At 64.6% G+C, this 26,817-nt stretch carries 27 protein-coding genes and 2 pseudogenes; 21 read left to right on the plus strand and 8 right to left on the minus strand.

The window, feature by feature from the left end; genetic code table 11:
• Positions 1 to 144 precede the first annotated feature (144 nt).
• Positions 145 to 1,242 (plus strand): HD domain-containing protein, encoded by a 1,098-nt coding sequence (locus tag ALC15_RS19915; RefSeq protein ID WP_050628722.1) that lies wholly within the window; start codon positions 145 to 147, stop codon positions 1,240 to 1,242.
• 154 nt (positions 1,243 to 1,396) lie between these two features.
• The gene (locus tag ALC15_RS19920) at positions 1,397 to 2,686 is read left to right on the plus strand and encodes a cytochrome P450 (protein ID WP_050628800.1); all 1,290 of its coding nucleotides are present in this window, start codon (positions 1,397 to 1,399) and stop codon (positions 2,684 to 2,686) included.
• 403 nt (positions 2,687 to 3,089) lie between these two features.
• Here ALC15_RS19920 and ALC15_RS19930 read toward each other — a convergent pair.
• Together ALC15_RS19930 and ALC15_RS19935 are read right to left on the minus strand one after the other, a co-directional pair.
• Positions 3,090 to 4,669: pseudogene (locus tag ALC15_RS19930) on the minus strand (AMP-binding protein).
• Between the two features lie 189 nt (positions 4,670 to 4,858).
• Positions 4,859 to 5,278 carry a VOC family protein gene (locus ALC15_RS19935; protein ID WP_050628724.1) on the minus strand — a complete coding sequence of 140 codons (420 nt, stop codon included), beginning with the start codon at positions 5,276 to 5,278 and terminating at the stop codon, positions 4,859 to 4,861.
• Between the two features lie 217 nt (positions 5,279 to 5,495).
• Here ALC15_RS19935 and ALC15_RS19940 point away from each other — a divergent pair.
• From ALC15_RS19940 to ALC15_RS20000, 13 genes and pseudogenes are all read left to right on the plus strand, one after another.
• A pseudogene (locus ALC15_RS19940) lies at positions 5,496 to 6,466 on the plus strand (Bug family tripartite tricarboxylate transporter substrate binding protein).
• A gap of 203 nt (positions 6,467 to 6,669) precedes the next feature.
• The gene (locus ALC15_RS19945; RefSeq protein WP_050628801.1) at positions 6,670 to 6,912 is read left to right on the plus strand and encodes a DUF3551 domain-containing protein; all 243 of its coding nucleotides are present in this window, start codon (positions 6,670 to 6,672) and stop codon (positions 6,910 to 6,912) included.
• A gap of 132 nt (positions 6,913 to 7,044) precedes the next feature.
• Positions 7,045 to 7,503: an ArsR/SmtB family transcription factor gene (locus tag ALC15_RS19950; RefSeq protein WP_050628725.1), complete on the plus strand. Its 459-nt coding sequence runs from the start codon at positions 7,045 to 7,047 to the stop codon at positions 7,501 to 7,503.
• Positions 7,503 to 7,850 carry an SRPBCC family protein gene (locus ALC15_RS19955; protein WP_050628726.1) on the plus strand — a complete coding sequence of 116 codons (348 nt, stop codon included), beginning with the start codon at positions 7,503 to 7,505 and terminating at the stop codon, positions 7,848 to 7,850. The genes ALC15_RS19950 and ALC15_RS19955 overlap by 1 nt, the downstream gene beginning before the upstream one ends.
• Positions 7,851 to 7,866: 16 nt before the next feature.
• A complete protein-coding gene (locus tag ALC15_RS19960) occupies positions 7,867 to 8,604 on the plus strand; it encodes a DUF899 domain-containing protein (RefSeq protein ID WP_050628727.1) in 738 nt (245 codons plus the stop codon).
• A gap of 130 nt (positions 8,605 to 8,734) precedes the next feature.
• Positions 8,735 to 9,091: a DUF1428 domain-containing protein gene (locus ALC15_RS19965; protein WP_050628728.1), complete on the plus strand. Its 357-nt coding sequence runs from the start codon at positions 8,735 to 8,737 to the stop codon at positions 9,089 to 9,091.
• Between the two features lie 128 nt (positions 9,092 to 9,219).
• Positions 9,220 to 9,837, plus strand: a complete 618-nt coding sequence (locus ALC15_RS19970) for a hypothetical protein (RefSeq protein ID WP_050628729.1) — start codon at positions 9,220 to 9,222, stop codon at positions 9,835 to 9,837.
• Positions 9,824 to 10,243 carry a transcriptional regulator gene (locus ALC15_RS19975; protein WP_162240496.1) on the plus strand — a complete coding sequence of 140 codons (420 nt, stop codon included), beginning with the start codon at positions 9,824 to 9,826 and terminating at the stop codon, positions 10,241 to 10,243. The genes ALC15_RS19970 and ALC15_RS19975 overlap by 14 nt, the downstream gene beginning before the upstream one ends.
• 30 nt (positions 10,244 to 10,273) lie before the next feature.
• Positions 10,274 to 11,014, plus strand: coding sequence for a di-trans,poly-cis-decaprenylcistransferase (locus ALC15_RS19980; RefSeq protein ID WP_050628731.1), 741 nt, complete (start codon positions 10,274 to 10,276; stop codon positions 11,012 to 11,014).
• 165 nt (positions 11,015 to 11,179) lie between these two features.
• Positions 11,180 to 12,706, plus strand: a complete 1,527-nt coding sequence (gene bchE / locus ALC15_RS19985; protein WP_050628732.1) for a magnesium-protoporphyrin IX monomethyl ester anaerobic oxidative cyclase — start codon at positions 11,180 to 11,182, stop codon at positions 12,704 to 12,706.
• A 124-nt stretch (positions 12,707 to 12,830) separates the two neighbouring features.
• Positions 12,831 to 13,241 (plus strand): aminoacyl-tRNA deacylase, encoded by a 411-nt coding sequence (locus ALC15_RS42020; protein WP_244486166.1) that lies wholly within the window; start codon positions 12,831 to 12,833, stop codon positions 13,239 to 13,241.
• A gap of 54 nt (positions 13,242 to 13,295) precedes the next feature.
• Complete coding sequence (locus ALC15_RS19995) at positions 13,296 to 13,451, plus strand: response regulator (protein WP_167350155.1); 156 nt, start codon at positions 13,296 to 13,298, stop codon at positions 13,449 to 13,451.
• A gap of 403 nt (positions 13,452 to 13,854) precedes the next feature.
• On the plus strand, positions 13,855 to 15,093 hold the full coding sequence (locus tag ALC15_RS20000; RefSeq protein ID WP_050628734.1) for a threonine ammonia-lyase: 1,239 nt from the start codon (positions 13,855 to 13,857) through the stop codon (positions 15,091 to 15,093).
• A gap of 42 nt (positions 15,094 to 15,135) precedes the next feature.
• On the opposite strand, the gene ALC15_RS20005 is transcribed toward ALC15_RS20000, so the two are convergent.
• From ALC15_RS20005 to ALC15_RS20015, 3 genes are all read right to left on the minus strand, one after another.
• Positions 15,136 to 15,651 (minus strand): DUF1697 domain-containing protein, encoded by a 516-nt coding sequence (locus tag ALC15_RS20005; protein ID WP_050628735.1) that lies wholly within the window; start codon positions 15,649 to 15,651, stop codon positions 15,136 to 15,138.
• Positions 15,652 to 15,658: 7 nt separating this feature from the next.
• Positions 15,659 to 16,300 (minus strand): glutathione S-transferase family protein, encoded by a 642-nt coding sequence (locus ALC15_RS20010; RefSeq protein WP_050628736.1) that lies wholly within the window; start codon positions 16,298 to 16,300, stop codon positions 15,659 to 15,661.
• Positions 16,301 to 16,395: 95 nt separating this feature from the next.
• Positions 16,396 to 16,737 (minus strand): hypothetical protein, encoded by a 342-nt coding sequence (locus ALC15_RS20015; RefSeq protein WP_050628737.1) that lies wholly within the window; start codon positions 16,735 to 16,737, stop codon positions 16,396 to 16,398.
• Positions 16,738 to 16,947: 210 nt separating this feature from the next.
• Between ALC15_RS20015 and ALC15_RS20020 the strand changes: the two genes are divergently transcribed.
• Positions 16,948 to 17,478: a dienelactone hydrolase family protein gene (locus ALC15_RS20020; protein WP_050628738.1), complete on the plus strand. Its 531-nt coding sequence runs from the start codon at positions 16,948 to 16,950 to the stop codon at positions 17,476 to 17,478.
• Positions 17,451 to 17,705: an alpha/beta hydrolase family protein gene (locus ALC15_RS46360; protein WP_050628739.1), complete on the plus strand. Its 255-nt coding sequence runs from the start codon at positions 17,451 to 17,453 to the stop codon at positions 17,703 to 17,705. The genes ALC15_RS20020 and ALC15_RS46360 overlap by 28 nt, the downstream gene beginning before the upstream one ends.
• A gap of 3 nt (positions 17,706 to 17,708) precedes the next feature.
• Here the strand turns inward: ALC15_RS46360 and ALC15_RS20030 are convergent, their stop codons facing one another.
• Together ALC15_RS20030 and ALC15_RS42025 are read right to left on the minus strand one after the other, a co-directional pair.
• On the minus strand, positions 17,709 to 18,821 hold the full coding sequence (locus tag ALC15_RS20030) for a helix-turn-helix transcriptional regulator (RefSeq protein WP_050628740.1): 1,113 nt from the start codon (positions 18,819 to 18,821) through the stop codon (positions 17,709 to 17,711).
• Between the two features lie 115 nt (positions 18,822 to 18,936).
• Entirely contained in the window at positions 18,937 to 19,326 is a 390-nt protein-coding gene (locus ALC15_RS42025; protein ID WP_244486167.1) for a TfoX/Sxy family protein, read from the minus strand.
• Positions 19,327 to 19,760: 434 nt separating this feature from the next.
• Between ALC15_RS42025 and ALC15_RS20040 the strand changes: the two genes are divergently transcribed.
• The 4 genes from ALC15_RS20040 to greA all read left to right on the plus strand — a co-directional run bounded on the left by ALC15_RS20040 (position 19,761) and on the right by greA (position 26,111).
• On the plus strand, positions 19,761 to 20,894 hold the full coding sequence (locus ALC15_RS20040) for an alpha/beta hydrolase (RefSeq protein WP_050628742.1): 1,134 nt from the start codon (positions 19,761 to 19,763) through the stop codon (positions 20,892 to 20,894).
• 277 nt (positions 20,895 to 21,171) lie between these two features.
• Entirely contained in the window at positions 21,172 to 22,407 is a 1,236-nt protein-coding gene (locus ALC15_RS20045) for an efflux RND transporter periplasmic adaptor subunit (protein ID WP_244486168.1), read from the plus strand.
• Positions 22,404 to 25,550, plus strand: a complete 3,147-nt coding sequence (locus ALC15_RS20050; RefSeq protein WP_050628743.1) for an efflux RND transporter permease subunit — start codon at positions 22,404 to 22,406, stop codon at positions 25,548 to 25,550. The genes ALC15_RS20045 and ALC15_RS20050 overlap by 4 nt, the downstream gene beginning before the upstream one ends.
• A 78-nt stretch (positions 25,551 to 25,628) precedes the next feature.
• Positions 25,629 to 26,111, plus strand: a complete 483-nt coding sequence (gene greA / locus ALC15_RS20055) for a transcription elongation factor GreA (RefSeq protein WP_050628744.1) — start codon at positions 25,629 to 25,631, stop codon at positions 26,109 to 26,111.
• 17 nt (positions 26,112 to 26,128) lie between these two features.
• Here greA and ALC15_RS20060 read toward each other — a convergent pair whose 3' ends face one another.
• Entirely contained in the window at positions 26,129 to 26,767 is a 639-nt protein-coding gene (locus ALC15_RS20060; protein WP_050628745.1) for a GntR family transcriptional regulator, read from the minus strand.
• Positions 26,768 to 26,817: the final 50 nt, after the last annotated feature.

The raw sequence follows: 26,817 nt of genomic DNA on the forward strand, positions 1-26,817 counted from the left end.
GGGCCGCCTGATCTTGCTGGCGGAATTTGCGGTCCATCAAATTGTATCCATTGCGCTTAACCGCCGTTCAGCATCCCCATTAAGCCGGAGGGAACGCATCGTCAGGTAGCGTCCGGTGTCGGTCGTTACCGCGACGGGGATCCCATGACTGCCTTGGCCAATAATCAGACTTCGAAGCGCCGTCTCCTGCTGGCGTCAGATCGAAGCGATCAAAGCAACGAACTCGCCAGCATCCTGCGCTCGGTCGGCGAGGTCGATACGGTTCTGACATCGGATATTCCCGAGCAGCCAGCCCACGATCTCTCCGGCATCGTCGTCGATATCAACCTGCGCTCGCCTGAAGCCGTGCAGCTGGTCCGCGCCAAGCTGCAGGGCGATGCCTATCGCGAGATGCCGCGGCTGTTCGTGCTGGCGGATGCGTTGCACCACGCCTCGATGCAGGCCTGGGCACTCGGCGCTACCGACACGATCTCGCGGCCGTTCGATGCGCGCGGCCTGCTGCAGCGTATCCGCGCCGCATTCCCCGATAACAGCGGCTATGACGAGACCGATCGCGGCAAGGCGCTCAACCGCGGCGTCGAGGCCGCGCATGCCGTGATGGTCAAGATGTTCGAGCGGATGCGCGCCGGCGAGCCGCTCAAGTTCGAGGACATCGTCGCCGCCGAAAACAAGATCCTCAAGGCGATCAAGCACAATTCGCTGCGCGAATGGCTGACCACGGTCGGCTGCCATCACCAGGAGACCTATCGCCATTGCCTGTTCGTGACCGGCTTTGCGGTTGCGTTCGCGCAGCATCTTGGCATGCGCGAGGACGACCAGCGGCGGCTCGCGCGCGCGGCGCTGCTGCACGATGTCGGCAAGGCCTTCATTCCGGTCGCGCTGCTCGACAAGCCCGGCGCACTGACGGTCGAGGAAATGGCCGAGATGCGCGAGCATCCGCGCCGCGGCTATGAGGCGCTGTCGGCGCAGGGCGGTTTCCCGCCGGAAATGCTCGACGTGATCCTGCATCACCACGAATTCCTCGACGGCACCGGCTATCCGAACGGCCTCAGCGGCAACCAGATCAGCGACATCGTTCGTGTCACCACCATCGTCGATGTCTATGCTGCCCTGGTCGAGAAGCGCGCCTACCGGCTGCAGTTCACCCATGCCAAGGCGTTCTCCATGATGGAGGAGATGGGCGGCAAGCTCGACCAGCAATTGCTGCAGGCGTTCCGCCCGGTCGCGTTCGGGCACTATTGAGGACGTCCTCCCCCGCCGTCATTGCGCCGTCACGCCTCGCAATAGCGTGTGCGGCGGGGTTTGTAGCCAATCAACGCAAGTCCTTTGTCCTTAACCCTGCCTAGATTTCGGCGATCATCGGCGCGACCCGATGCTGGGACAGGTGAGGACGAACATGGACACGGCAACGACCGGGGATCTCGACATCCCCGCCGACATCGCGGCGACCCTCGTTGATCCCGTCGCCTATGCCGACGATCGCATCCACGACAGCTATCGCTGGCTGCGCGCCAACAATCCGCTCGGCATCGCCCGTCCCGAGAAGTTCGATCCGTTCTGGGTGGTGACCAAGCACGCGCATATCCAGGCGATCAGCCGCCAGAACGACCTGTTCCACAATGCCGACCGGCCGACCACGCTGACCAACCGGGCGCTCGAGGAGCGCGTTCGCAAGATCACCGGCAGCCCCAATCTGGTGCGCTCGCTGGTGCAGATGGATGCGCCGGACCATCCGAAATACCGCGCGCTGACGCAGGGCTGGTTCATGCCGAATAATCTCGGCAAGTTCGAGGGTCGCGTCCGCGAGATCGCGCGCGCAACCGTGCGGCGCATGCTCGACCGCGGCGGCGCTTGCGATTTCGTCGAGGACGTCGCGCTCGGCTATCCCCTGCACGTCATCATGGAGATCCTCGGCGTGCCCGAGGCGGACGAGCCGCGCATGCTCAAGCTGACGCAAGAGCTGTTCGGCCCGCAGGATCCCGACACGGCACGGGTCCGCGACGCGCTGAGCGCAGAGCAGGTCTCGGTGATGTTGCAGGCGATCATCGCTGACTTCTCCGCCTATTTCCGCAAGATCACCGAGGATCGCCGCCAGAACCCGCGTGACGATCTCGCCACCGTCATTGCGAATGCGAAGATCGGCGGCGATTACATGCCGGAGCACGATCAGACCAGCTATTACATGATCGTCGCGACCGCCGGCCACGACACCACCTCGTCCTCGACCGCGGGCGCGATCTGGGCGCTGGCCAGGGATCCCGCGGAATTCGCCAAGGTGAAGGCCAACCCGGAACTGATCCCGGGACTGGTCGACGAGTCGATCCGCTGGATGACGCCGGTCAAGCACTTCATGCGCTCGGCCACCGCCGACACCGAGCTCGGTGGCCGCAAGATCGCCAAGGGCGATTGGCTGATGCTGTGCTACGCCTCGGGCAATCGCGACGAGGAGGTGTTCGAGGATCCGGATCGCTTCCGCAGCGACCGCAAGCCCAACCGCCACGTCGCGTTCGGCTATGGCGCGCATCTGTGCCTCGGGCAGTATCTCGCCAAGCTCGAGATGCGCATCCTGTTCGAGGAGCTGTTGCCGCACCTGAAGTCGCTGTCGCTCGACGGCGAGGTGAAGATGACGCAGGCCTATTTTGTCAATGGCCCGAAGAAGCTGCCGATCCGGTTCGAGGTGAATTGACGGTCATGGCTACAGGTTCGGACAAGGGATGGCGAATCGAGAATGCCCGTCACCTTGAAGGACTAGGGCTGCAGTTCCGGCCCTATGCCCGTTGGAGCGAAAGCTGGGACCACGACCACTGCGCTGCGTGTTGGGCGAAATTCGCCGAGCAAGATGGCTGCGAAATTCAACATGAGGGCTATGCCACCCGCGAGGACTACCCCAAAGGCGCTGGCTATGAATGGATTTGCAGGACCTGCTTTAACGATCTGAAAGACGACCTCCGGTGGTCCGCTGACAACGGGTGAGTCTGTGTCCTCGGTCGTCATTCCGGGATGGTCCGAAGGGACAGACCCGGAATCTCGAGGTTCCCCAATTGCGCGTCTGAGGTTCGATGCTGCGCATCGCCCCGGAACGATATCTCTCACTCAAGCATCTTCCTCAGCTCCGCCTTCGCGACCTTCTCCAGCGTCGAGCGCGGCATCTCGTCGACGAAGCGGATCTCGCGCGGCACCTTGAAGTCGGCGAGTGCGGAGCGGCAGGCGGTCATGACCTTGTCGTGCAAATCGGCCGGCAGCGCCGCAACGCCGGTTTGCGGGATGATGAAGACCACCGGCACTTCGTCCAGCATCGGATGCTTCTTCGCCACCACGGCGGCTTCGCGCACGCCCGGCACCACAGCGATCACCTGCTCGATCTCGGAGGCCGCGACGTTCTCGCCGCCGACCTTCAGCATGTCCTTGGAGCGGTCGCCGAACTTGATATAGCCGCGCTCCAGCATCGTGACGCGGTCGCCGGTGATGAAGTAGCCGTGCTCGTCAAAACTCTCGCGCGTCGCCTTCTCGTTGTGCAGATATTCGGCGAACAGCGACAGGCCGGGAATGCCTTTGATCAGCAGATTGCCGGTCTCGCCGACGCCAGTCGCGGTACCGTCATCATTGGTGATGCGAATTTCGTATTCCGGCGCGGCGCGGCCGATCGACATCGGCGGGTTCGGTTGGTCGACCTCGCCGATGATGCCGTGGGTGATGGTCTCGGTCATGCCCCACCAGCCGATGATCTTGATGCCGAACACGGCGAATGGCGGTGGCTCGTTCACGGCGGTGCCCCAGAGCCGGAACTTGTGACGCTTCGGCACCTCGTGCTCCAGCAGCGCCTTCATGCAGAACGGGATCGTCGAGGTCCAGGTCGAGCCGTGCTCGAGTGCCACCGGCCAGAACCGGCTCGCCGAGAAGCGCGGCTGGATCACGCAGGTTGCCCCGACCCACAGGCTCGCCAGCATCGAATAGGCCAGCGCGTTGGTGTGGAACAGCGGCAGATAGGTCTGGTGCACGTCGAAGCCATGCAGGTCCTGATGCACGGCGTTGATCTTGGCGCCCCACAGCGCGTTGGCATGCGTCCACAGCACCGCCTTCGGCCGCGACGTGGTGCCGGAGGTATATTGCACGCTGCACGGTGCGAGCGGATCGATCGGACGCTTCGGCCGGTCGGCGCTGTCGCCAAACAGCGCCTCAAAACTGTCGCCGCGCGCGGGCGGCTGGGCCGGCGCCTGTCCCGCGTCGTGCGAGGTGACGGCGATCCAGCGCAGCCCCTTGCAGTTGGCCGAAATCAGTTCGGTATAGGCCGGCTGGGTGATCGCGGCCACCGCGCCGCAATGGCCGGCGAAATATTCGATCTCGGCCGCCGCCGAGCGGGTGTTGGTGGTGACGGCAATGGCACCAAGCTCGACGCAGGCGAACCACGACATGATCGCCTCGATGCAATTGTCGAGATGGATCAGGACATAGTCGCCTTGCTTGATGCCGCGCTTGGCGAAGCCCGCGGCCAGCGCGCCGACGCGCTCGTGAAATTCGCCGTAGCTCCAGCGCCGTGCCGGCGCATCGAACGGTGCCCAGATCAGGAATGGATGATCGCGGCGCACCTCGGCGCGCATCCTGAGCAGCATGGCACGTCGAGCCCCGCAAATGGACCCACGACACCCGGCACTGCATTTGAACTGGCCATACGCCCTCCCGCGCAGCCTTGCCGGCCGCCATTGATCTTGGTTGGGAGCAGTTCTGCCATCGGCGTGCGCCGAGCGCAAATCGGAAGCGCCGCGCTGGCGCAATCTGTTCCGCGGCGCGGAAGGCCTGATTGCCTCGCGGGCCTGTCATCGGCCGCGCATCCGCGCGAGCCGCAGCACGCAACAAAAAACTACTTCGCGCCGTCTTCGTACGACGAAATCTCGATCAGGCTGCCGTCGGGATCGCGGCAATACACCGAGCGCAGCGTGCCGCGCGCCCCCTGCTTGGCCACCGGGCCTTCCTCGATCTTCACGCCGTTGGCCTTCAGATGCGCCACCACCTGCTCGGGCGTGCTCGAAGTGAGGAAGCAGAGATCGTCGCTGCCAGGCGCTTCGTGATCGGCGGTGAACCACTCCACCTTGTCGGCCTGGCGTGGCCGCACGTTGATCTTCTGGTTGCCGAACACCAGCGAGGTACGCGGTGCCTTGCCCTTGCCGGGATCGAACACCTTTACTTCCATGCCGAGGATCCTGCTGTACCAGGCAACCGAGCGCACGACATCGGTGACGTTGATCACGAGATGGTCGAGCCCATTCACCTTGACGGACATGATCGATCCTCTTCGGTCCAGTGCGTTTTCGAGCGAAGTGGACACCGGTTCGCGTGGAGAAAACGCGCCATCACAAGATTGCAGCTTAGTCTTTCGTCGCGGTCAGTGTCGCACGTGTCGCACTGGTCGCATCTGACATTGTTTGTTAAAACCGCGCCGCACGCAACGCAACAGAAACGGGCAGGGCGCCAAACCCTGCTGGATTGGGAGAGACTTCATGTTTTCACGCCGCGCCGCGCTGGGCCTGATCGGGTCGGGGATTTCGACATTCGCGATCGGCCGCGCATCCGCAGCCGACTATCCGGCGCGGCCGGTGCGCTGGATCGTGGGCTATCCGCCGGGCGGCGCCACCGACATCATCGCGCGCCTGATCGGGCAGCGGCTGTCGGAGAAGCTCGGGCAGCAATTCGTGATCGAGAACAAGCCGGGCGCCGGCAACAATATCGGCACCGAAGCTGCGATCAACGCCGAGCCGGACGGCTACACCGTCCTGCTGGTCATCCGGCGAACTACATCAACGCCTCGCTCTACACCAATCTGAAGTTCAACTTCGTGCGCGACGTCGCGCCGGTTGCCTCCTTCAACCGCGTGCCGAACGTGATGACCGTCAACAAGGATGTGCCGGCCAAGACGGTCGCCGAGTTCATCGAATATGTGAAGGCCAATCCAGGCAAGGTGAACATGGCCTCTTCCGGCAACGGCACCTCGGTGCATCTCTCGGGCGAGATGTTCATGTCGATGACCGGCTGCAAGATGCAGCACGTGCCGTATCGCGGCGCCGCGCCCGCGATCACCGACATGCTCGGCGGCCAGGTGCAGGTGATCTTCGACAACATGCCCTCGATCATCCAGCACATCCGCTCCGGTTCGCTGCGCGCGCTCGGCGTGACGACCACCGAGCGATCCTCGCAACTGCCCGACGTGCCCGCAATCGCCGAGACCGTGAAGGGCTATGAGGCGAGCGCGCTGTTCGGCATGGGCGCGCCGAAGAATACGCCGAAGGAGCTGATCGCCAAGCTGAACGCCGAGATCAACGCGGTTCTCGCCGAACCCGACATGAGGAAGCGCCTGGTCGAACTCGGCGGCGACTCGTTGATCCAGACCCCGGAGGCGTTCGGCAACGACATCAAGGCCGAAACCGACAAGTGGAAGAAAGTGGTCGAGTTCGCCGGCCTCAAGGTCGAGTAGACCGCGGACGTGAAGCGTTGCTGAACCGCGCGGACAGCTCTGATCCGCGCGGCGATGCCTGTCCTGCGCGGCAAATTGCGGGGCCTTGACGCGGAATAAAATGACCTTCAGGAACCTTACCCAAGATGCCACGCTTTGACTGCGGCATCTCAAGGAGGCGGATCGTGAGCACATCGCAAATGGCAATGCTTGTCCTGGGAGCGATGACGCTTGCCGGCGCAACGAGCATCTCGCCTGCTTCCGCCGATCCTTATGACTATCCGTGGTGTGCGCAGGGGCCGAGCCTGGGCTATCCCGGCGAATGCGCCTACCGAACCTACGAACAGTGCCTCGCGAGCGTATCGGGGCGCTTCCTCGCTTGCGGGGAGAATCCGCGCTTTCTGTTCAGCGAGCCGCCGCCGCCGCGCCGCCATCAACGCCGGCACCGGACGGTCTACCCAGACTAGCAAACTTCAAGCCGGCGCCGCGCGCGACGGCCTTGAGACGCTCCCGACGTTCGCCGTGGCGGTCCACCCGCCGTCGCGCGATCGTGAAGACGCGCGCTTGACGCCGTGCCGTTTGCGCTTATACTTAACCATATGGTTAAGTATCAGGACGAAACGCTGGACCGCACCTTCGCGGCGCTTTCCGATCCCACCCGCCGCGCGCTGCTGGCGCGGCTCGGCGAGCAGGAGAGCCTGTCGGTGAGCGAGCTGGCGCAGCCATTCTCGATGTCGTTGCCGGCGATCATGAAGCATCTCGACGTGCTCACGGATGCCGGTCTGGTCGCGCGCGAGAAGACCGGCCGCACGGTGGCGTGCCGGCTCACCGCACGGCCGATGGAGCAGGCGATGAACTGGCTCAATCGCTATGCGCAATTCTGGTCCGACAATCTCGACCGCCTTGCCGCTTTTGTGGAGGAGAACCCATGGCAGCCAACAAATCCGCAGTCGCAGCCGACGCCGGCCTTGCCGCGCGTCCCAGCCTCACCCTCACGCGGCGCCTCCGCGCCCGGCCGGAAAAAGTCTACGCCGCGTGGACCGAGCCGGAAAACCTAGTGCAGTGGTTCGGTCCGGGGCAAGTCAAGCCCGGCACGACGCAGGCCGAGCTCGATGTCCGCGTCGGCGGCCGCTACCGGATCAAGTTCACCGGCACCAATGGTGAGTATCACGAGGTCGGCGGCGTCTATCGCGAGGTGGTGCCGAACGAACGGCTGGTGTTCAGCTGGGCCTGGCATTCGACGCCGGAGCGCGTCTCCGAGGTGACGGTGTCGATCCGGCCCGACGGCGGCGGCACGTTGCTCACCTGCCACCACGCGCAGTTCGTCGACGAGACCGCGCGCGACAACCACCAGCGCGGCTGGACCGAGTTCCTCGGCAATCTCGAACAGTACGTCGACGCCTGAAACGAAGGAGCATCGCATGTCTCAGCACAAGATCGTCTCGCGCGAAGAATGGACCGCGGCCCGCAAGGCGCTGATGGTCGGCGAGAAGGAACTGACGCAAGCCCGCGAAGCGCTGAGCCGGCAGCGCCGCGAACTGCCATGGGTGAAGGTCGACAAGGACTATGTGTTCGACGGGCCCGGCGGCAAGGTGACGCTCGGCGATCTCTTCAAGGGCAGGCCGCAGCTCGTGGTGCAGCACGTGATGTTCGCACCGGAATGGGACGCGGCGTGCAAGAGCTGCTCGTTCTGGGTCGACGGATTCGAGCGCATGGTTCCGCATCTGGCCGCGCGCGACACCACGATGGTCGCGATCTCGCGCGCACCGCTGGCCAAGCTCGAGGCCTTCAAACAGCGAATGGGCTGGACCTTCGACTGGATCTCGTCCGGAGAGAATGACTTCAACTACGACTATGCGGTTTCGTTCACCCCCGAGCAGATCGATGCCGGGAACGCGCAATACAATTATGGAACGACCCCGCTCTACGGGCCCGAACTGCCCGGGATCAGCGTGTTCTTCCGCGATGACGCCGGCGCCGTGTTCCACACCTATTCCACATTCGCCCGCGGCCTCGACATGATGAATGCGGCCTATCACTATCTCGACCTGACGCCGCTCGGTCGCCACGAGGAGGGGCTGCCCTATCCGATGGATTGGGTGCGGCTACGTGACCAATACCAACCGGCGCCGGTTCAGGCATCCTGCTGTCACTCCTGACGCGTAGCGCGTCGCATGTCGTCATTGCGAGGAGCGCTAGCGACGAAGCAATCCACTTCTCAATGTCTGGAAAGATGGATTGCTTCGCTGACGCTCGCAATGATGGGGAAACAACAGCAGGAATCCTCCGATGCCTTACGTCGATGGTTTCGTCGTCGCCGTGCCGAAGAAGAAACTCAAGGCCTATGCGAAGCTCTCGAAGATGGCCGGCAAGGTCTGGCGCGAACATGGCGCGCTGGATTACCGGGAGTGGGTCGCCGACGACGTCAAGCCGGGCAAGCTGACCTCGTTTCCGCAGAGCGTGAAACTGAAGGCTGGCGAAACCGTCGTGTTCGCCTGGATCACCTACAAGTCGCGCGCCCAGCGCGACAGGATCAACGCCAAGGTGATGGCGGATCCGCGCTTCGCGTCGATGGATCCGAAAACCACGCCGTTTGATCTCGAGCGCATGATCTATGGCGGCTTTGCGAGCTTGGTGAAGGTCTGAGGCGTTACGGTTTCGCCGCAATCCGCGCAGTAACCGTCCGTTAAACATCACGCTCGGCAGGCGGCGCGATGCCGCTTGCGTTTACTTGGTGATCCCGTATACTTTGCAATACAAAGTGCGGGCAAACCATGCGCGACCTCGACAAGGCCTTGGCCGATATTCTCGCGATCCGCAGCCAGATTGCGGCGGGAACTGCGTTCCGCGGCTACGGCCCGGCGACCGTCGCCGCCACCAGCGGCATCGCGCTCGTCACCGCGCTTGCCCAATATCTCTGGCTCGACGATCCCACGGCTCATCCGATCGCGTTCCTTGCAGGCTGGGCGGCGGCCGCCCTGCTGTCGGCGGTACTGATCTGGATCGAGATGCAGGCGCGCTCGCGGCGGCATCATTCCGGTCTTGCCGATGCCATGGTGCAGCAGGCGATCGAGCAGTTCGTTCCCGCCGTCATCGCCGGCGTGTTGCTCGCAGTCCTGCAATGGAAATTCGCGCCGGAGACACTGTGGATGCTGCCGGGCCTGTGGCAGGTGCTCGTCAGCCTCGCTGTGTTCGCCTCGGTCCGCCTGCTGCCGCGCACGATCGCGCTCGGCGGCGCCTGGTATTTCCTGTCGGGCTTCACGGTGCTCCTGATCGCAAGCCAGAGCCACGCGCTGTCGCCTTGGACGATGGGACTGCCATTCGCCATCGGCCAGTTGCTGCTCGCAGCGCTGTTGTATTTCGCTTCCGGAGGCCATGATGCCGAAGACTGACGTGACCACCGCGCCATTCGCCTATGATGGCCTCGACCGCGTCATCCACGAGAAGGCGCGGCTCGGTCTGCTCACCTCGCTGATGGCGCATCCGAAGGGGCTCGCCTTCGCCGACCTCAAGCAGCTCTGCGGCCTGACCGACGGCAATCTCAGCCGGCATCTGCAGGTGCTGCAGGAGGCCGGCCTGGTCGACGTCATCAAGGGCTATGAAGGCAATCGCCCGCACACCACCTGCCGTTTGACCAGGAGCGGCCGCCGCCGCTTCCTCGATTATCTCGCCGTGCTCGAGCAATTGGTGCGCGACGCGGCCAAGGCGGCCGGCACGGCCGAGAGGGTAGGCAAGGCTGAAAAGTCCGCCGGCAAGGACGAAGGCGCGTCTGGCGGCCTTGGTATCCAGCCGGTTTGATCATCCCGTTTTTTGCCCGGAGACTTTGTGATGCAAAGCAATGTTGCGCTCAAGCCGGAAGCCGACGCCCGGTTGCATGTCGGCATCATCATGGACGGCAACGGCCGCTGGGCGACGCGGCGCGGCCTGTCGAGGCTGCGCGGACACGAAGCGGGCGTCGAGGCGATCCGCCGCATCGTCGAGGCCGCGCCGGACCAGGGCGTCGGCACGCTGACGCTCTATGCATTCTCGAGCGACAATTGGCGCCGCCCGAAAGCCGAAGTCACGGCGCTGATGGCACTGTTGCGGTTCTATCTCGCCAACGAGATCGCAGCGCTGGTGCGCAATGGCGTCCGCCTCACCGTGATCGGCCGCCGCGACCGGCTGCCCGACGGCATCGCCGCCGCGATCACCCGCGCCGAGGCTGAGACCTGCGACGGCACCACCCTGCACCTGCGCATCGCGATCGACTATTCGGCACGCGACGCGATCCTGAACGCGGCGGTGCGCGCCGCCGGCACAGGCCAGCTGAGCCGTGAGAGCTTCGCCGATCTCATCACCGGCGAAGCCGGTCTGCGCGACGTCGATCTGATCATCCGCACCTCGGGCGAGAAGCGGCTCTCGGACTTCCTGCTCTGGGAAGGCGCCTATGCCGAGCTGCATTTCACCGAGCGGATGTGGCCCGAATTCGATGCCGACGATCTCGCCGACGCGCTCGCCTCGTTCCATCGCCGCGAGCGCCGCTTCGGCGGGCTGACCGCGATCGCACCGGCGGAGGTCGCGAATCTCTAGAGCATGATCCGGAGAAGTGCGAAGCGGTTTTCCGAAAGGGTCATTCCCAAACAAGTAAAGAGCTTGCACTAGCTACACCAAAAAGCCCGGCCGGGGGGTTGGGCTCTCTCCTTCACAAGATGCGGGGACGAACGATCACGCCAACCAAAGCGGGAGCGATCATCCATGCGCATTCTTCTCATCAACGTGCCGCATCCGGCGATAGGCAGCCGGATTCCTGACGACCATCTGCCGCCGCTCGGCCTGCTGTCGATCGGCGGTCCCCTGATCGACGACGGACATCACGTTTGTCTGCTTGATGCCGAGTTTGGGCCGATGCCGCTCACCGCCATCGTGGCGGAGGCATCGCGGTTTTCGCCGGATGCCGTGCTGTTCGGCCATTCCGGTTCGACCTCGGGCCATCCCGTCATCACCGAGGTGGCGCAGGCCATCGTCAAGGCGGTGCCGAATGTCCGGATCGTCTATGGCGGGGTGTTTCCGACCTATCACTGGCGCGACATCCTGCGCGAGGAACGCTACGTCACCGCGATCGTGCGCGGTGAGGGCGAAGAGACCGCGCGGCGCCTGATGCGGGCGCTGGAGGCCGGCGACGATCTCTGCAGCATCAACGGTATTGCCTTCCGCGATGACTACGGGCCGCGCGTCACGCCGCCTGCGCCCGTCATCCGTGACCTCGATGCCTATCGCGTCGGCTGGGAGCTGATCGATCACGCGCGCTACAGCTATTGGGGCGGCTTGCGTGCCGTCGTGGTGCAGTTCTCGCGCGGTTGTCCGCATCTCTGCAATTATTGCGGCCAGCGCGGCTTCTGGACACGATGGCGGCACCGCGATCCCGTGCGTTTCGCCAAGGAGTTGGCGCGGCTGCATCGCCAGCACGGCGTCAAGGTGATCAATTTCGCCGACGAGAACCCAACGGTCTCGAAGAAGGCCTGGCGCACTTTCCTCGAGGCCCTGATCGCGGAGAATGTCGATTTGATCCTGGTCGGCTCGACCCGCGCCGACGACATCGTGCGCGATGCCGACATCCTGCATCTCTACAAGAAGGCCGGCTGGCAGCGCTTCCTGCTCGGCATGGAGAACACCGACGAGAAGACGCTGGAGCTGATCCGCAAGGGCGCGACCACCACGACCGACCGCGAGGCCATCCGTCTGATGCGCCGGCACGGCATCCTGTCGATGGCGACCTGGGTGGTCGGCTTCGAGGAGGAGACCGATCGCGATCACTGGCGCGGTTTGCGGCAGTTGTTGTCCTACGATCCCGATCAGATCCAGATGCTCTACGTCACGCCGCATCGCTGGACGCCGTATTTCCGTCTCGCGGCAGAGCGGCGGGTGATCCAGACCGATCGCAGGCTCTGGGACTACAAGCACCAGGTGCTCGCGACCCGGCACATGCCGCCATGGCGGGTGCTGCTTTGGTTCAAGTTCACCGAGATGGTGCTGCAATGCCGCCCAAAGGCCTTGCTCCGCGTGCTGTTTCATCGCGACGCCGGACTTCGTCACGCGATGCGCTGGTACACGCAGATGGGGCGCCGGGTCTGGCCGCACGAAATTCTCGGCTTCCTGCGCGATCGCAGGCTGAAGAACGGGCCGACAGTGCGGGAATTTTGGGGTGAGCCGCAGGATAGTGAAGAAGAAGCGATGTCATCGCAGCGGCCCGAGCGCAGCGTCGGCACATCGCGCGCTGCGTAAATCGATACCGTCGTGCCGGGTTCTGGATAACTGGCGCTGACGACTGGACGCCTGAGTCGTCAGCGCGATAATTTCCGGATCGACTGCGCAGAACAAAAAGAACCGTGGCGGTCGAGGCGGCGAGTTGAGCATACAGGTTGCGATTCTAAAAATATTGGCCAGTCACGTCAGCGGCAGAGCCACACTCGATTCCCTCAAGCATGACCTCGCTATACTCTCGTCGAGCGGCGACGATTGGCATGCGCGGATCAAGCGTCTGGCGTCGCGGGTTCCCGAACTCGACATCTTCAGCAATGGTTATGTGCTGCGTGACGTCGAAGGCTGGGAGATCACACCGGCCGGACGTGAGTTCCTGCGCGCGCTGGAAGCGGTTACGCAAGACAATCTGCCGGCTGAGCCAGTGGCCCAGGCCGCGGTCCGCGCCGAGGGCAGGTTGATCGTGGTCGGTCACCGCTTCAGGAACAGGACGCGGCCGCAACGTGATGCGGAACCGAGCGCATCAATGCGTCGCCGGCCGTCCCGCGAGCCGCGTTGAACCTCGCAGCGTTGCTGGCGACCTACCTTCGGGACGTGGTTCTGGAGGTCGCAAATGACTGCATTGGCTCAATCGATCGCACGGGTGTTTCCGGCCAATTCGATTCGGAGCAGCATCGCCCGGCATGTCCTGCTGTTCGGCTTCGCGGTTCTGTTCGTCGCGGTGCTCAGGGCGAGCTATGGCCTCGATCTCAGCGCGGGGTTCTTCTGATTTCTCCGGCTGCAAGTCATACTGGGTTAACCGGACCGGGATAGCTAAGCGCACGCTTTCCTTGCATCTCGAACCCGGGCCGATCTTCCATGGATAAGCCGATGCGCTGCCAGTGTGGCAGGACGCGAACCATTGTGCTCGACAAACATTTCCGGACCGCGCTGGTATGCCCCAAATGCGATGAGGCCCAGCTGCCCGCGTCGGCGCGGCCGGAGCAACGGGTGCTGACCGCGCGATAGCCGGTCGTTTTCGGAACCGAAACTGGCCGGCGCGACGGGATTGATTTGAAGCGTGATGGCGTTTTGGGGCGTTGTTCGAGCATGATCTTTTCGGAAAACCGCTTCGCACTTTTCCGGATCATGCTTTAGGTTCCGTCTGACGAAACGGTCCAAAGCGAAACCCGATGCCGCATCCATCCGATACCACCGCCGTACCGCCCGCCGGCGTCACGCCTGCCGATGTGCGCCGTGCCGCGGAAACCATCAGGGATTCGGTCATGGTCACGGCGTGCAACGAGAGCCGCACGCTGGGCGAGATTTGCGGCTGCCGCCTGTTCCTCAAATTCGAGAACCTGCAATTCACCTCGACCTTCAAGGAGCGGGGCGCATTGAACAGGCTGCGGGCGCTGTCCGCCGAAGAGCGCAAGCGCGGGGTGATCGCGATGTCGGCTGGCAATCATGCCCAGGGCGTCGCCTATCACGCCAAGCGGCTCGGCATCCCCGCCACCATCGTGATGCCAATCGGCACGCCGATGGTGAAGATCGAGAACACAAGGCGGCACGGCGCCGAGGTCATCATCACCGGGCAGACGCTGGAAGAATGCTTCGCCTTCGTCGGCACGCATGCCGCAGAGCGCGGCCTGATCCTGATCCATCCCTATGACGATCCGCTGATCGTCGCCGGCCAGGGCACGATCGGGCTCGAAATGCTCGAGGCTGTGCCGGAGCTCGATATCCTGGTGGTGCCGATCGGGGGCGGCGGGCTGATTTCAGGCATCGCGACCGCCGCGAAAGCGATCAAGCCGTCGGTGCAGGTCATCGGCGTGCAGGCCCAGCTCTACCCGTCGATGTACAATGCCGTCAAAGGCACGCAGCTGCCGATGCGCGGCGACACCCTCGCCGAAGGCATCGCAGTCAAGGCGCCCGGGCAGATCACCACGAAAATCGTCCGCGAACTCGTCGACGACATCGTGCTGGTCAGCGAGGATCAGATCGAGCGCGCGGTCGCGACCCTGATCTCGATCGAGAAGACGGTGGTCGAGGGTGCCGGCGCCGCCGGCCTTGCCGCGGTGCTCGCAGCGCCCGAGCGCTTTGCCGGCCGCAACGTCGGCCTGGTGCTGACCGGCGGCAATATCGACACCAGGCTGATCGCCTCGGTCCTGACCCGCGAGCTCGCGCGCGAGGGACGGTTGACGCAGCTGGCGCTCGACATCGTCGACCGGCCCGGACAGCTCGCGGCGGTGTCGATCCTGCTTGCCGATGCCGGCGCCAACATCATCGAGGTCTCGCACCAGCGCACCTTCTCCGATCTGCCGGCGAAGGCGACGCTGCTCGAGCTCGTGATCGAAACCCGCGACCGCGCCCATCTGGAGGATGTGCTGACGAGGCTCGGTGCCGAGGGATTTGTCGTGCACGAGCGCTAGCAATGTAGCACCCGTCCGCGGGCTTAGGTTCGCCGACTGGGCTTAATCCTCACCCGCCGCCAACTCGGCGAGCTTCGCGATGGTGTTGATGTTGCGTGCGGTGCCGCTCGCGGCGGCGGGGATCTTCAGCTTCGAGCGGCCCATGCCGCTGCCATAGGCGACATAGATCTCGCGCTTGCCGAGCCGCATCTGCTCGTCCTGCTGCCCCTTGACGTCTTTCAACGCGTCCTTGGGCGGCGGTTCGTCGAGGAAGATCGCAACTGTGAAGTTCGGCGGCGCTTTCGGAAACGGATTGGCCTTCAGCACCGCGGCGATCTCGTCTGCGCTCCTGATCGCAACGCCGACCGGCTTGCCGCCATAGGCCTGCAGCCGCTGCTCCAGCGCGGCCTTGACCTTGGCCGCGCCGAGCTTGGAGGAGAACACGACGTTGCCGCTGGCGATGTAGGTCTCGACGTCGGCAAACCCCGCATCGACGCACATCGCCTTCAATTCGGTCATCGGCAGCTTGCCGGTGCCGCCGACATTCACCGCGCGCAACAGGGCGACGTAGCGCGGCATCACGGCCTCACGTCAGCAGCAGCGCCATGCCCGGATCGCCCTTCTGCATCGCGCGCTGATAGGCCGGGCGTGCCGCGATGCGGCCGAGATAGTCCCTGATGTTGGGGCGGCCGCCGAGGTCATAGGGCAGGAAATAGCGCATCGTCGTCAGCGAGAAGCCGATCATGATGTCGGCGGTCGTGAACGTATCGCCCGCGAGATACTGGGCGTCGCGCACCCGCGCCTCGATCAGGTCGAACGAACGGTCGACCCTCGCTTTGGTCGCGGCCAGAATCGGGTTGTCGGCCGCGAGGTTGAGCCGGTGCAGGATCATGCTGCGGCCCATCTGTGCCTGCAGCGTGCCGTTGGCGAAGTGAAACCAGTACAGGAACCGGGCGAAGTCTGGATGATCTGATGTCAGCGTCAGCCGCCCATTGCCGTATCTGGCGACGATGTACTCGACAACGGCACCGGATTCGGCCAGCACCAGGTCACCGTCGGTGATGACGGGCGCGGCGCCGATCGGATGCAGCGCCTTGTAGTCGGCCGGCGCCAGCATCGTGACCGGATCGCGCGTGGTGCACTTCAGCTCGTAGGGAATCTCGAGCTCCTCGCACAGCCAGACGATCCGCTCCGATTGCGACTTGCCGAGATGATGAACGGTGAGCATGAAGGCTCCTGAAGCATGATCCGGAAACGCGGACACCTGTTTTCCGAAACGATCATGCGAAAATAATGATCATGATGCGCTTCCATGGAAGCGCATCATGCGTCCGCTTTCTTCTTCGCCGCCTTCTTCTCAGGCTTCTGCTCGGATTTCTTCTTGGATTCCGTGACCGGCGGCGGCTCTTCCATCGCCTTCTTCATGGCACGGGCATAGGCGTCGGCGGCGTTCTCGGCCGAATTCTGCAACCGCTTGGCGGTCGCGGTCGCGTTTAGAATCGTGCTCTTGGCGAGGTGGCGGAAGCGCGCCTTGGTGTCCTTGTCCTTGGCCTTGGCCGCGCGAGCGACCCAGACGGCCTGGCGCTTCTTGGCCGCCGCCATCACGGCCTTGGTCTGCGCTCTTGCGGTTTGCCGGATGACGGCGTCGAGGTCGGCTTCGGCCATTCAGATACACTCATTGACTGGACATGCGCCTGGCGGCGCAGGGAGGGGAATTATCACTAGCGTAACCGGCGCCGTTTGAACATGCCGATCCTTTCGCGACGTTGCGCCCGGCGGCCGGCTCGCCCGGTCGAGCGCTCTACCGGGCGCGCGGTTCGGCATGATATAGCAGCGCGGCCCGGCCCGAGCCGGCGCGATCCAATCGGGGGTTCGATGCAAGCAATCAGCCGACGCAGCCTGCTGGGCGGCCTCGCCCTGCTTTCGGTATCGCCTTCGCTGGCCGCCGAGACGCTGAGCGTCGATGCCGCCGAAGGTCCGGTCAAGCTCAACCGGTTTGCCTCCGGGCGCACCGGCAAGCGGCCGGCCGTGCTTGTCCTGCACGGCTCGCGCGGCTTCGATCTCAGGCCGCAGGCCTATGAACGCTACGCCAATGCGCTGACGGCGGACGGCATCGATGCCTGTTTCGTGCGCTACTACACGCCGGCCGACGAGCAGGCATTCGAGACGCTGCAGACGCGCGAGCGCCGCGAGGCCTATGAGACCGGGCGTTTTGACGCCTGGGCCGCGCGCGTCTCATCAGTGCTGTCAGCGGTGCTGGCGGGCGCGGACAGTTCCGGCCGCATCGGACTGCTCGGCTTTTCGCTTGGCGGTTACGTCGCCGCGGCGCGGCGGCGCGGGACGCGCGGGTGTCCGCGCTGGCGGTGCTTTATGGCGGCATGCCCGACAAGATCGCACCTCAGGTGAAACATCTGCCGCCGCTGATCGAGCTGCACGGTGAGGCCGACCGCAACGTGCCGCTTGCCAGCGGTGAGGAGCTTGTCAGGCTCGGCAAATCGGTCGGCGCCGCGGCGGAGATCGTGCGATATCCAGGCAAGGCGCACGGCTTCGACTTTGCGGACAATGATCCGATGACCAATGACGCGGTCAGCCGGGTGACCGGTTTCTTCCAGGCTCGTCTGAATGCGGCTTGAAGCCTAGTCCCCGGACGAACCCGGCGGCACCTTGGCGCCGGCGAGCAGTCCGGCGAGCTCGACCTGGCGGCCGAGCCCGGTCTTCGCCAGCACGGCCTTGAGCTGGTTGCGCACCGTTTCGCGGGAGATCCCGAATGCGACGGCGATCGCCTCGACGGTTCGTCCCTCGCCGATGCCGCGCGCAACGCGTGCCTCGGCGGGCGTCAGGTCGAACAGGCCTTGCAGCACTTCAGCAGTCGGCACTTCGGCCGGCACCACCGGCGTCACGATCACGATCGCCAGCGCGCGGTCGAACAGGTCGCGCGCCGCGCCCTGGATCGGGACCAGATGCACGATCAGCGGCGGGCGATCGTTCTGTGCCGCGATCGGGACCGAGCGGACCTCCACGCTGATGAGGCCGTGATCGAGTGCGCCGACGGCCTGTGCGAACAGCGCATCGGCGGCAGGCGCCGCCAGCGTCAGGCGATCGGTACGATCCTGCATCACGTCGGGCACCAGCCGGTCGAACAGCGTGTTGGCCGCCATCAGGCGGCCGCCGCGCCGCAGCACCGCCGCGGGCAGGCCGAGCATCGCCAGCGACTCGGTTGCCGCCCTCGCGCGCTCCATCCCGAGCCGTGCCGACAGCAGCGCGGCGCGCGCCAGATGCGGGCGCAGCGCATCGAGCTGTTCGATCGCCTCGCGCTCGATCGGCCCGTGCTGGTATTCGCGCTCGACGCTGTAGATCAGCACGTCGCCGCTCGGAACCGGGATCGCAGTGCCGGCGCCCCATCCGAGCCCGCGCGGACGGAAGAACTCGCGGATCTGGAAATCCTGCTGCACTTCCTCGGGCGTATCGAACACGTCGATGTCGCGCAGGAAGCCGGCATGATTGGCCGCGAGCAGGCGGGGCAACCGCCCGTTGCGTTCGTGCCAGCCGCCTTCGACATAGGCAACCGTGTCGTCGTGCATGTCGGGGGATGCGACCCAGCGGACGTCGTGGGGGGCTGCCGTCAGCAACACGATACCGCGGGCTCGCGCGATGCTGCCGACCTGATGCAGAACGTTCGGCCACAACTCGGGGAGGACGGCGGCCTCGTAGGCCAGCTCAATCAGATGCTCGTGCAGGTCGTTCGCCATCGGCCATTCCAGAAGCGGTGTTGCCCAATAGATAAACCCATCGATCGCGGAATTATTGCCTAGAGCAATTCAGTCCGGCCCACGAGTCCGGGCTATTCCGGTGCGACCTCTCGGATCACGATGAATTCGGCGGTTTGGCCGGTCTTGCGGTCGATTTTCGCACCGGCATGTCGGGCCTTGCCCGTCTGGTGGCAACCCGGCGCGCGGCGGCCAGCGCCGCCTGCGCCCAGACCAGCAGTTCGTCTGCCTCATCGAACAGCCGTTCCGGCACGCGCCAGAACGAGAGATCGATGATCTCGCCTCGCTTGGCGTAGTTGAGCGGTAGGCTGGTCGCGGCTTCCTTGAACGTCTCGCAGTTCTGATCATCGACCCGAACGTAGAATGTATTGTCGGCGACCATCCCGAGCATCACGCCGTCAGCCTGCTGGCGCGCGATCGCCGTGACGACTATCTCAACACCGACCTGTGGAGCACCACGCTCCTCACCGGCCTCGATTTCGCGCACGATTTCGGTGACGGATATATCGGCACTGCCGGAGCCTCCGTCCGGCAGGTCCGGCGGCCGGACGAGGTGCAGCCCTGGGCGCTCAACGTGCAGATAGGCGTTCAAAAGAAGCTCGATTTCGGCGACGCGCCGAAGGCGGCCGATGCCAAGGTCACCGAGGTCAAGCCCAAGACTTGATGATCGAGACCTGACGATCGCCGCTGCTTGTGGCGAAATTGAACCCGCGCGACAGTCAGACATTCTTCTGAAGCATCTCGAAACGTAGTCGCAATGAATTGCCGCAGCGCCTAGCCCGACAGCGTCACTCGTTTGCAACGCTACGCATGATCGTTCGACCATGAACATCCTTTAATTTGTGTCCGCGCAACTTGTCGCGCCTGCTAGGCGGTCACTCGTGACATTCAGTCGAGCCAGCGCCGGCTCGAGGAGGACCGATGATCAGCCGCAGGGCGCTTTCCGGATTGCTGATGACGCTGGTCGGGCCCTCATCGGTCACCGGCAACGCGCTGATGCTGGGGCATTGCCGGGGATCGTGCGCGAATGTCGATCTGCCGGCGTTAGGCTACGATACGTTCTGCCGGTCGTTCTTCGACATCGCGGCGAGAGGAAAACTGCGTTCGACAGCAACCGGCCCGGATATCCGGCGGGAGATGCGGTCATTGTTCCTGGCGCGGCGGCTCTATCGGCCATCGCGCGACGAGATGCGGATTCTCTGGCGCGACACGGCGGACGGATTCTCGGTCGTGAAGGTCGAGTTCGATCTGGAATGCGGCGTGCCGGTGCGCGGATGTCTCGGGATCCCCGACGGCACGTTCAAGGGTTTGATCCTGCTCGCTCACGGCATGGCGAGCACGCCGGAGCGGTGCTTCGATGATGCCGACAAGGACTACATGAACGCGCTCGGCAAACGGCTTTGCCAGGACGGTTATGTCGTCTGGTGCCCCTACATCGTCCAGATCGGAAATCAGGAAAGCCAGAACAACATCGCAGCGATGCTGGCATCCCACGGTGTCTCCGCGCACAACGTGTCGTGCGCATCGCTCGATGCCGGCGAAACCGTCTGCCGGAAGCTGACCGGCGCGTCCGGTCTGAATATCGGTGTCTACGGGGTGTCGTCGGGCGCGTTTCTCGCGCTGCATCTGGAGGCCGCGATGGGGCGGATGCGGCCGACCGTCGCCTCGGGATACATGCGTGACGAGAAGAAATTTCTGATGTCACCCGCCATCAGCAAGAACCTCGGCATCGAACTTGCGGCCTATCTTCATTTCGCCAACAGCCGTGCCAAATACACCGGCGCGGAGCTGGCATACCTGCTTTCTCCCTGCCCGCTGTTCGTCGAGATCGGCAGCCGCGATAGTGCAAACGCGATCGAGCTCGGGCGGGACGAGAAGTTCGCTGAAATGCAGTCGGTCTACGCGGCGTCGGCGCATCCGCATCTGATCGAGATGGACGTCTTCGACGGTGTGCACGAGGTCAGCGGCAAGCGTGCAAGGCCGTGGCTGTACGGCCATCTGGCGTCGCCGCTCTATCAAGAGACGTCGCGCTTGAAGAACGCCATCGCGTTGTGAGCGGCGGGGGCTATTCCCGCTGCAATACATCGGCGCGTCTGCGCCGCTAGCAGCCGCGACTGGCGTCGATCACGAAGCTTCGTTTGCGCGCATCACATTCGTGGGAACGGTTGGCGTCCGTGGCATGCAACCGGCCGATCACGTTACAGGATTGTCGGATTGGGCGCGTTATGATCTCCTGTCACGCACCTTGCCTATCCCTAGCCTTCTCGGTCTGAGGGAACTCGACGTCATATCCGTCTCGCAGAGCTTGTTGATAGCCGAAGGGTTGGACCGCATGAGTGGTACGGAACGAATGCTCGGTGGATTGGCAGGGCTTCTGGTATCGGCGGGACTTGCGGTCAGTGGGATTTCAGCAGCGCGCGCCCAGGCGGGGCCGCCCGGGCCTCCTGCCGTCGGCGTGTTCGAGGCGGTGAAGCGGCCGGTCACCGAGACCAGTGAATTTCTGGGGCGCATCGAGGCCCCCAACCGCGTCAATGTGGTGGCGCGTGTCACGGCGTTCCTGGACAAGCGGAACTTCGTCGAGGGCGCCGAGGTCAAGGCCGGCGACCTCTTGTATCAACTCGAGCGCGGCCCGTTCGAGGCCGACCTCGCATCGAAGAAGGCGCAGGTCGCGCAGCTGCAGGCGACGTTGGTCAACGCCAAGCTGACCACCGACCGTGCCAAATCCCTGCTCGGTGGCCCGGCTGGGCAGCAATCGAGTGTCGATGCCGCGGTCGCCAACCAGCAGAGCCTCGAGGCACAGGTGCAGGCCGCGCAGGCGCAGGTCGACCTGTCCCAGATCAATCTCGACTACACCATGATCCGCTCGCCGATCGACGGCAGGATCGGTCGCACCGCGGTTACCGAAGGTAACGTCGTGACGCCGAGCTCGGGAACCCTGACGACCATCGTCAGCCAGGACCCGATGTATGTCACGTTCCCGGTACCGGTACGTGAGGCGCTCGATCTGCGCGAGCGCTACGCGACGCGCGGCGGCTTCAAGGCGGTGGTCATCCGCGTGCGGCTGCCGGACGGCAGGCTGTACGACAAGGTCGGCGAGCTGAACTTCGTCAACAACACCATCGCGCAGAACACCGACACGATCTCGCTGCGTGGCACGATTCCCAACCCGTCGACCTACACCTCCGTTGCGGCCGGCGGCGCGGTCCGCGAGCTCACCGACAACGAATTCGTGACCGTTCTGCTGGAAGGGGTGCAGCCGGTCGAGGTGCTGGCGATCCCGCGCTCGGCGGTGCTGTCGGACCAGCAGGGCGAATATGTTTACGTCGTCGGCGCCGACAACAAGGCCGAGCAGAAGCGGATCCAGCTCGGGCAATCGACGTCGACGATTGCGGCCGTGACGAGCGGCATCGCGCTTGGCGACAAGGTCGTCGTCGAGGGGTTGCAGAAGGTCAAGCCGGGCGAGGTGGTCGCGCCGGGGCCGGCCAGCGCGCTGATCCAGTCGAGCATGAAGGTCTCCGCGGATGGCGGCGCCGGCGGCGCGCCGAAATCGACGGGTAACAACCCATGATCTCCGCTGTCTTCGTCGATCGTCCGCGGCTTGCGATCGTCATCGCGTTCGTGATCACGATCGCGGGCGCGCTAGCACTGATGCAAATCCCGGTCGCCCAGTTCCCGGACATCGTGCCGCCGCAGGTCACGGTCTCCGCGGTATTCCCCGGCGCTTCCGCTGAAGTGGTCGAATCCAGCGTCGCCCAGCCGCTGGAAGCGCAGGTCGTCGGCGTCGACAAGATGCTCTACATGAAGTCGACCAGCGGCAATGACGGCAGCTACACGCTGACGGTCTCGTTCGCGCTCGGCACCGATCCCGATATCAACACCGTCAACGTCAACAACCGGGTGCAGAGCGCGCTCGCGCAATTGCCGACCGAGGTGCAGGCGCAGGGCCTCACCGTGCAGAAGAAGTCCTCGGCCGTGCTGCAATTCATCGTGCTGTACAGCAAGAGCGGCGAGCAGGATCCGCTGTTCATCACCAACTACGCCATCATCAACGTGCTGGACGCTATCTCGCGCACGCCGGGCGTCGGGCAGGCGTCGCTGTTCGCCAAGCTGAACTACTCGATGCGAATCTGGTTCGATACCCAGCGGCTGACCAGCCTCAATCTGGCGCCGTCGGACGTGATCGCGGCGATCCGCGCCCAGAGTGTGCAGGCGCCGGTCGGCCGCATCGGCGCGCGTCCGATCAGCAACGACCAGCAGTTCCAGTTCAACGTGCAGACCCAGGGCCGCCTGACGACATCCAAACAGTTCGGCGACATCGTGCTGCGGGCCAATCCGGACGGATCGGTGCTGCGGATCAGGGATGTCGCCCGCGTCGAGATCGGCGCGCAGAACATGGATTCGGAGTCGCGGATCGACGGCAATCCCGGCGTGCCGATGGGCATCTATCTCGCGCCCGGCGCCAATGCCGTGACCACGGCCAAGGCGGTGCAGGCCACGCTCGCCAAATTGTCGGAGCGGTTCCCGCCGGGCCTGACCTATCTCGTGCAGTACGACTCCACGACCTTCGTCTCCGATACGATCAAGGAAGTGATGAAGACGCTCGGCGAGGCCTTCGTGCTCGTCGTGGTCGTGGTGTTCCTGTTCCTCGGCAATCTGCGCGCCACCGTGATTCCGGCGGTCGCGGTTCCGGTCAGCCTGATCGGTGCCTTCGCGGTGCTGCTCGCGCTCGGCTATTCCGCCAACACGGTCTCGCTGCTGGCGATGGTGCTGGCGATCGGCATCGTGGTCGACGACGCCATCGTCGTGGTCGAGAATGTCGAACGCGTCATGGAGGAGGAGCCTGAGCTGTCGCCGGCCGACGCCACCAAGAAGGCGATGACGCAGATCACGGCGCCGATCATCGCGATCTCGCTAGTGCTGCTCTCGGTGTTCGTGCCGATCGCGTTCATCCCCGGCATTTCCGGCACCCTGTTCCGCCAGTTCGCGGTGACGATCAGCGCTGCGATGGTGATCTCGGCACTGAATGCGCTGACCTTGTCGCCGGCGCTGTGCGCGGTGTTCCTGCGTCATGGCGGACCGCGGCGCGGCATCATGGGACGGGTGCTCGACGGCATCGACTGGGTGCGCGACGGTTATGCCGGCGTGGTGCAGCGGCTGGTCCGCCTTGCGGTGCTGTCGCTGGTTGCGGTGCTGGTGTTCGCCGGCGCGGTGTTCGGGGTGTCGAAGGTCACGCCGACCGGCTTCCTGCCCGAGGAGGACCAGGGTGCCTTCTTCATCGCAGTGCAATTGCCCGACGGCGCGTCGGTGGCGCGCACCAGCGAGGTCACCAAGCAGGTCGAGGCGCTGCTGAAGAAGAACCCGGCGGTCGACCACGTGCTGTCGATCATCGGCTTCTCGCTGCTCGACGGTGCGAGCGAGCCGAACTCCGCTTTCATGGTGGCGCGCATGAAGGCGTTCGCCGATCGCAAGGCCACGACCGACTCGGTGCAGGCCGCGATCGGGCAGACCTTCGTCGGCGGTTCGCAGATCCGTCAGGCCTCGGTGCTGCCGTTCAACCTGCCGCCGATCATCGGGTTGTCGACATCAGGCGGCTTCGAGTATCAGCTCGAGGCGCTGGAAGGGCAGGACCCGGCTTCGCTCAGCAGCGTGATGGGCGGATTGATCGGTGCGGCGAACCGCAATCCGAACCTGGCCCGCGTGTTCTCGACCTTCACCGCGACCAATCCGTCCGTCTATCTCGACATCGATCGCGCCAAGGCGCAGGCGCTCGGTCTCAACATGGCCGACGTCTTCACCGCGCTGCAAGCCACGCTCGGCGGCATCTATGTCAACAACTTCAACCTGTTTGGCCGCACCTGGCAGGTCAACGTGCAGGGCGATGCGGCGGACCGCCGCGACATCCCCGACATCTGGCAGATCTATGTGCGCAATACCGGCGGCGAGATGGTGCCGATCCGCTCGATCGCAAGCTTGCGGATCGTCACCGGCCCGCAGGTGATCACGCGCTACAACAATTATCGCTCGGTCACGGTGAACGGCAGCCCGGCGGCGGGCGTGTCGTCGGGTACCGCGATTGCGACGATGGCCGACCTCTCGAAGACGACGCTGCCGGCCGGCTACTCGTATGAATGGACCGGCACCGCCTATCAGGAGCAGGCGGCTTCCGGCCAGACCGGCATCATCCTCGCGCTCGCGGTGCTGTTTGCCTATCTGTTCCTGGTGGCGCTGTATGAGAGCTGGACGATCCCGATTCCCGTGCTGCTGTCGGTCACGGTCGGCGTGTTCGGCTCCTATCTCGCGATCAAGCTCGCAGGGCTCAACCTCGATCTCTACGGCCAGATCGGCCTCGTGGTGCTGATCGCGCTCGCCGCCAAGAACGGCATCCTGATCGTGGAATTCGCCAAGGAGCAGCGCGAGGCCGGCAAGCCGATCATCGAAGCCGCGACGACGGGCGCGCAGATGCGCTTCCGCGCCGTCATGATGACCTCGATCGCCTTCATCCTCGGCCTGGTGCCGCTGGTGGTCGCGACGGGTGCTGCGGAGATCAGCCGCCGCGCAGTCGGCACCGCGGTGTTCGGCGGCATGCTGGCCGCGAGCTCGATCGGCATCTTCCTGGTGCCGATGCTCTTTGTCACCTTCCAGGGCTGGCGCGAAGGGGTGAAGAACCGCTTCGGCAGGCGGAGCAAGGCGGAACAGCCGGCGTCGCATTGATTCAGCCTAATCCCATCGCGCATTAGCGGGGCGCGTGAGGCGGCGCTATACTGGCTGCCTCATCGAGGGAGTTCCAGATTGAGCGTTGCCTTCACCAAGGAAGAAAGTGCCGAGACCGCGTCCGAAACGCTGTTGCCGGATCGTCCGATCTCGCCGCATCCCAACCTGGTGACCGAAGCGGGACGCAAGGCGCTGGAGCGCCAGCTTCAGGAGGCGCGCGCCGCCTTTGAGGCCGCGCAGCAACTGGAGGACGTCAACGAGCGTCGGCGGCAGTCGGCGGTTCCGTTGCGTGACACGCGCTATCTCACCGAGCGGCTCCGCACCGCGCAGGTCGTCGCAGATCCGACCTCGACCGAAACCGTCGCCTTCGGCAGCACGGTGACCTTCAGCCGCGCCGACGGACGCGTGCAGACCTACCGCATCGTCGGTGAGGACGAAGCCGATCCGAAGGCGGGCTCGATCTCCTTCGTTTCCCCGGTAGCAAGGTCGCTGATGGGCAAGGCGCTGGGCGACGTCGTCGGGTCAGGCGATCAGGAGCTGGAGATCGTGGCGATCGCGTAGCGGATCGCAGATTTCTGTCACGCCGCCGGCAGCGCAAGCCGCTCGATCGTCTGGATATGCCGCGCCAGAAGACTGCAGGCCTGCTCGATGTTGCGGGCGCGCAGCGCCTGCAGGATCACGCGATGATCCTGGCTCGGCCGCGGCCGCCAGCCGGCGTTGCGCGCCATCGCGAATACCAGGCGTGAATTCGCCAGCTGCAGGCCGTCGAGGCTGGCGAGCAGCCGCGGCATCGCGCAAGGCGCCACCAGCGCGTGATGAAAGGCGCGATTGGCCATCTCGAATTCCTCGACCGTCTCGGCATTGTCGCCTTCGACCAGCGCGACCTCGATCCGTGCCAGATGCGCCGACGTGAATTTCGGCGCCGCGTTGCGCAACGCGACCACCTCCAGCGCGGCGCGCATCTCGGCGATCTCCTTCACCGATTTGGTGTCGAGCGGCGCCACCCGCACGCCGCGGCGCGGCACCGCAACGACGAGATGCTGCGCCTCCAACTGCCTGAAGGCCTCGCGTACCGGGACGTGGCTGGAGTGGAATTCGTGCGCGACATGGTCCTGCCGGAGCGGCGCATCCGGCGGCAATGTGCCGCTGATGATGCGCTCGCCGATCGCCTCGGCGATGCGCCCGGCAGTTGTCGTGTTCTGGCCTTCGTCCATCATAGATTATCTATCATAAAAACGGGTGCGCTCACGCGGAGCCTCGGCTAGCA

It is taken from the genome of Bradyrhizobium viridifuturi (assembly GCF_001238275.1).
Taxonomy (GTDB): domain Bacteria; phylum Pseudomonadota; class Alphaproteobacteria; order Rhizobiales; family Xanthobacteraceae; genus Bradyrhizobium; species Bradyrhizobium viridifuturi.

Excerpts from the sequence above, each read along its gene's own strand:
- ALC15_RS19995 (WP_167350155.1), top strand. The coding sequence starts at position 13,296 with ATGACTGCATTGGCTCAATCGATCGCACGGGTGTTTCCGGCCAATTCG.
- ALC15_RS19920 (WP_050628800.1), top strand. The coding sequence starts at position 1,397 with ATGGACACGGCAACGACCGGGGATCTCGACATCCCCGCCGACATCGCG.
- ALC15_RS19915 (WP_050628722.1), top strand. The coding sequence starts at position 145 with ATGACTGCCTTGGCCAATAATCAGACTTCGAAGCGCCGTCTCCTGCTG.
- ALC15_RS20040 (WP_050628742.1), top strand. The coding sequence starts at position 19,761 with ATGATCAGCCGCAGGGCGCTTTCCGGATTGCTGATGACGCTGGTCGGG.
- bchE (WP_050628732.1), top strand. The coding sequence starts at position 11,180 with ATGCGCATTCTTCTCATCAACGTGCCGCATCCGGCGATAGGCAGCCGG.
- ALC15_RS19970 (WP_050628729.1), top strand. The coding sequence starts at position 9,220 with ATGCGCGACCTCGACAAGGCCTTGGCCGATATTCTCGCGATCCGCAGC.
- ALC15_RS46360 (WP_050628739.1), top strand. The coding sequence starts at position 17,451 with ATGCCCGACAAGATCGCACCTCAGGTGAAACATCTGCCGCCGCTGATC.
- ALC15_RS19950 (WP_050628725.1), top strand. The coding sequence starts at position 7,045 with ATGGTTAAGTATCAGGACGAAACGCTGGACCGCACCTTCGCGGCGCTT.
- ALC15_RS20045 (WP_244486168.1), top strand. The coding sequence starts at position 21,172 with ATGAGTGGTACGGAACGAATGCTCGGTGGATTGGCAGGGCTTCTGGTA.
- ALC15_RS20030 (WP_050628740.1), bottom strand. The coding sequence starts at position 18,821 with ATGGCGAACGACCTGCACGAGCATCTGATTGAGCTGGCCTACGAGGCC.
- ALC15_RS19960 (WP_050628727.1), top strand. The coding sequence starts at position 7,867 with ATGTCTCAGCACAAGATCGTCTCGCGCGAAGAATGGACCGCGGCCCGC.
- ALC15_RS20000 (WP_050628734.1), top strand. The coding sequence starts at position 13,855 with ATGCCGCATCCATCCGATACCACCGCCGTACCGCCCGCCGGCGTCACG.
- ALC15_RS19945 (WP_050628801.1), top strand. The coding sequence starts at position 6,670 with ATGACGCTTGCCGGCGCAACGAGCATCTCGCCTGCTTCCGCCGATCCT.
- ALC15_RS19965 (WP_050628728.1), top strand. The coding sequence starts at position 8,735 with ATGCCTTACGTCGATGGTTTCGTCGTCGCCGTGCCGAAGAAGAAACTC.
- ALC15_RS20060 (WP_050628745.1), bottom strand. The coding sequence starts at position 26,767 with ATGATGGACGAAGGCCAGAACACGACAACTGCCGGGCGCATCGCCGAG.
- ALC15_RS19980 (WP_050628731.1), top strand. The coding sequence starts at position 10,274 with ATGCAAAGCAATGTTGCGCTCAAGCCGGAAGCCGACGCCCGGTTGCAT.
- ALC15_RS19935 (WP_050628724.1), bottom strand. The coding sequence starts at position 5,278 with ATGTCCGTCAAGGTGAATGGGCTCGACCATCTCGTGATCAACGTCACC.
- ALC15_RS20020 (WP_050628738.1), top strand. The coding sequence starts at position 16,948 with ATGCAAGCAATCAGCCGACGCAGCCTGCTGGGCGGCCTCGCCCTGCTT.
- ALC15_RS20015 (WP_050628737.1), bottom strand. The coding sequence starts at position 16,737 with ATGGCCGAAGCCGACCTCGACGCCGTCATCCGGCAAACCGCAAGAGCG.
- ALC15_RS19975 (WP_162240496.1), top strand. The coding sequence starts at position 9,824 with ATGCCGAAGACTGACGTGACCACCGCGCCATTCGCCTATGATGGCCTC.
- ALC15_RS20010 (WP_050628736.1), bottom strand. The coding sequence starts at position 16,300 with ATGCTCACCGTTCATCATCTCGGCAAGTCGCAATCGGAGCGGATCGTC.
- ALC15_RS20005 (WP_050628735.1), bottom strand. The coding sequence starts at position 15,651 with ATGCCGCGCTACGTCGCCCTGTTGCGCGCGGTGAATGTCGGCGGCACC.
- ALC15_RS20050 (WP_050628743.1), top strand. The coding sequence starts at position 22,404 with ATGATCTCCGCTGTCTTCGTCGATCGTCCGCGGCTTGCGATCGTCATC.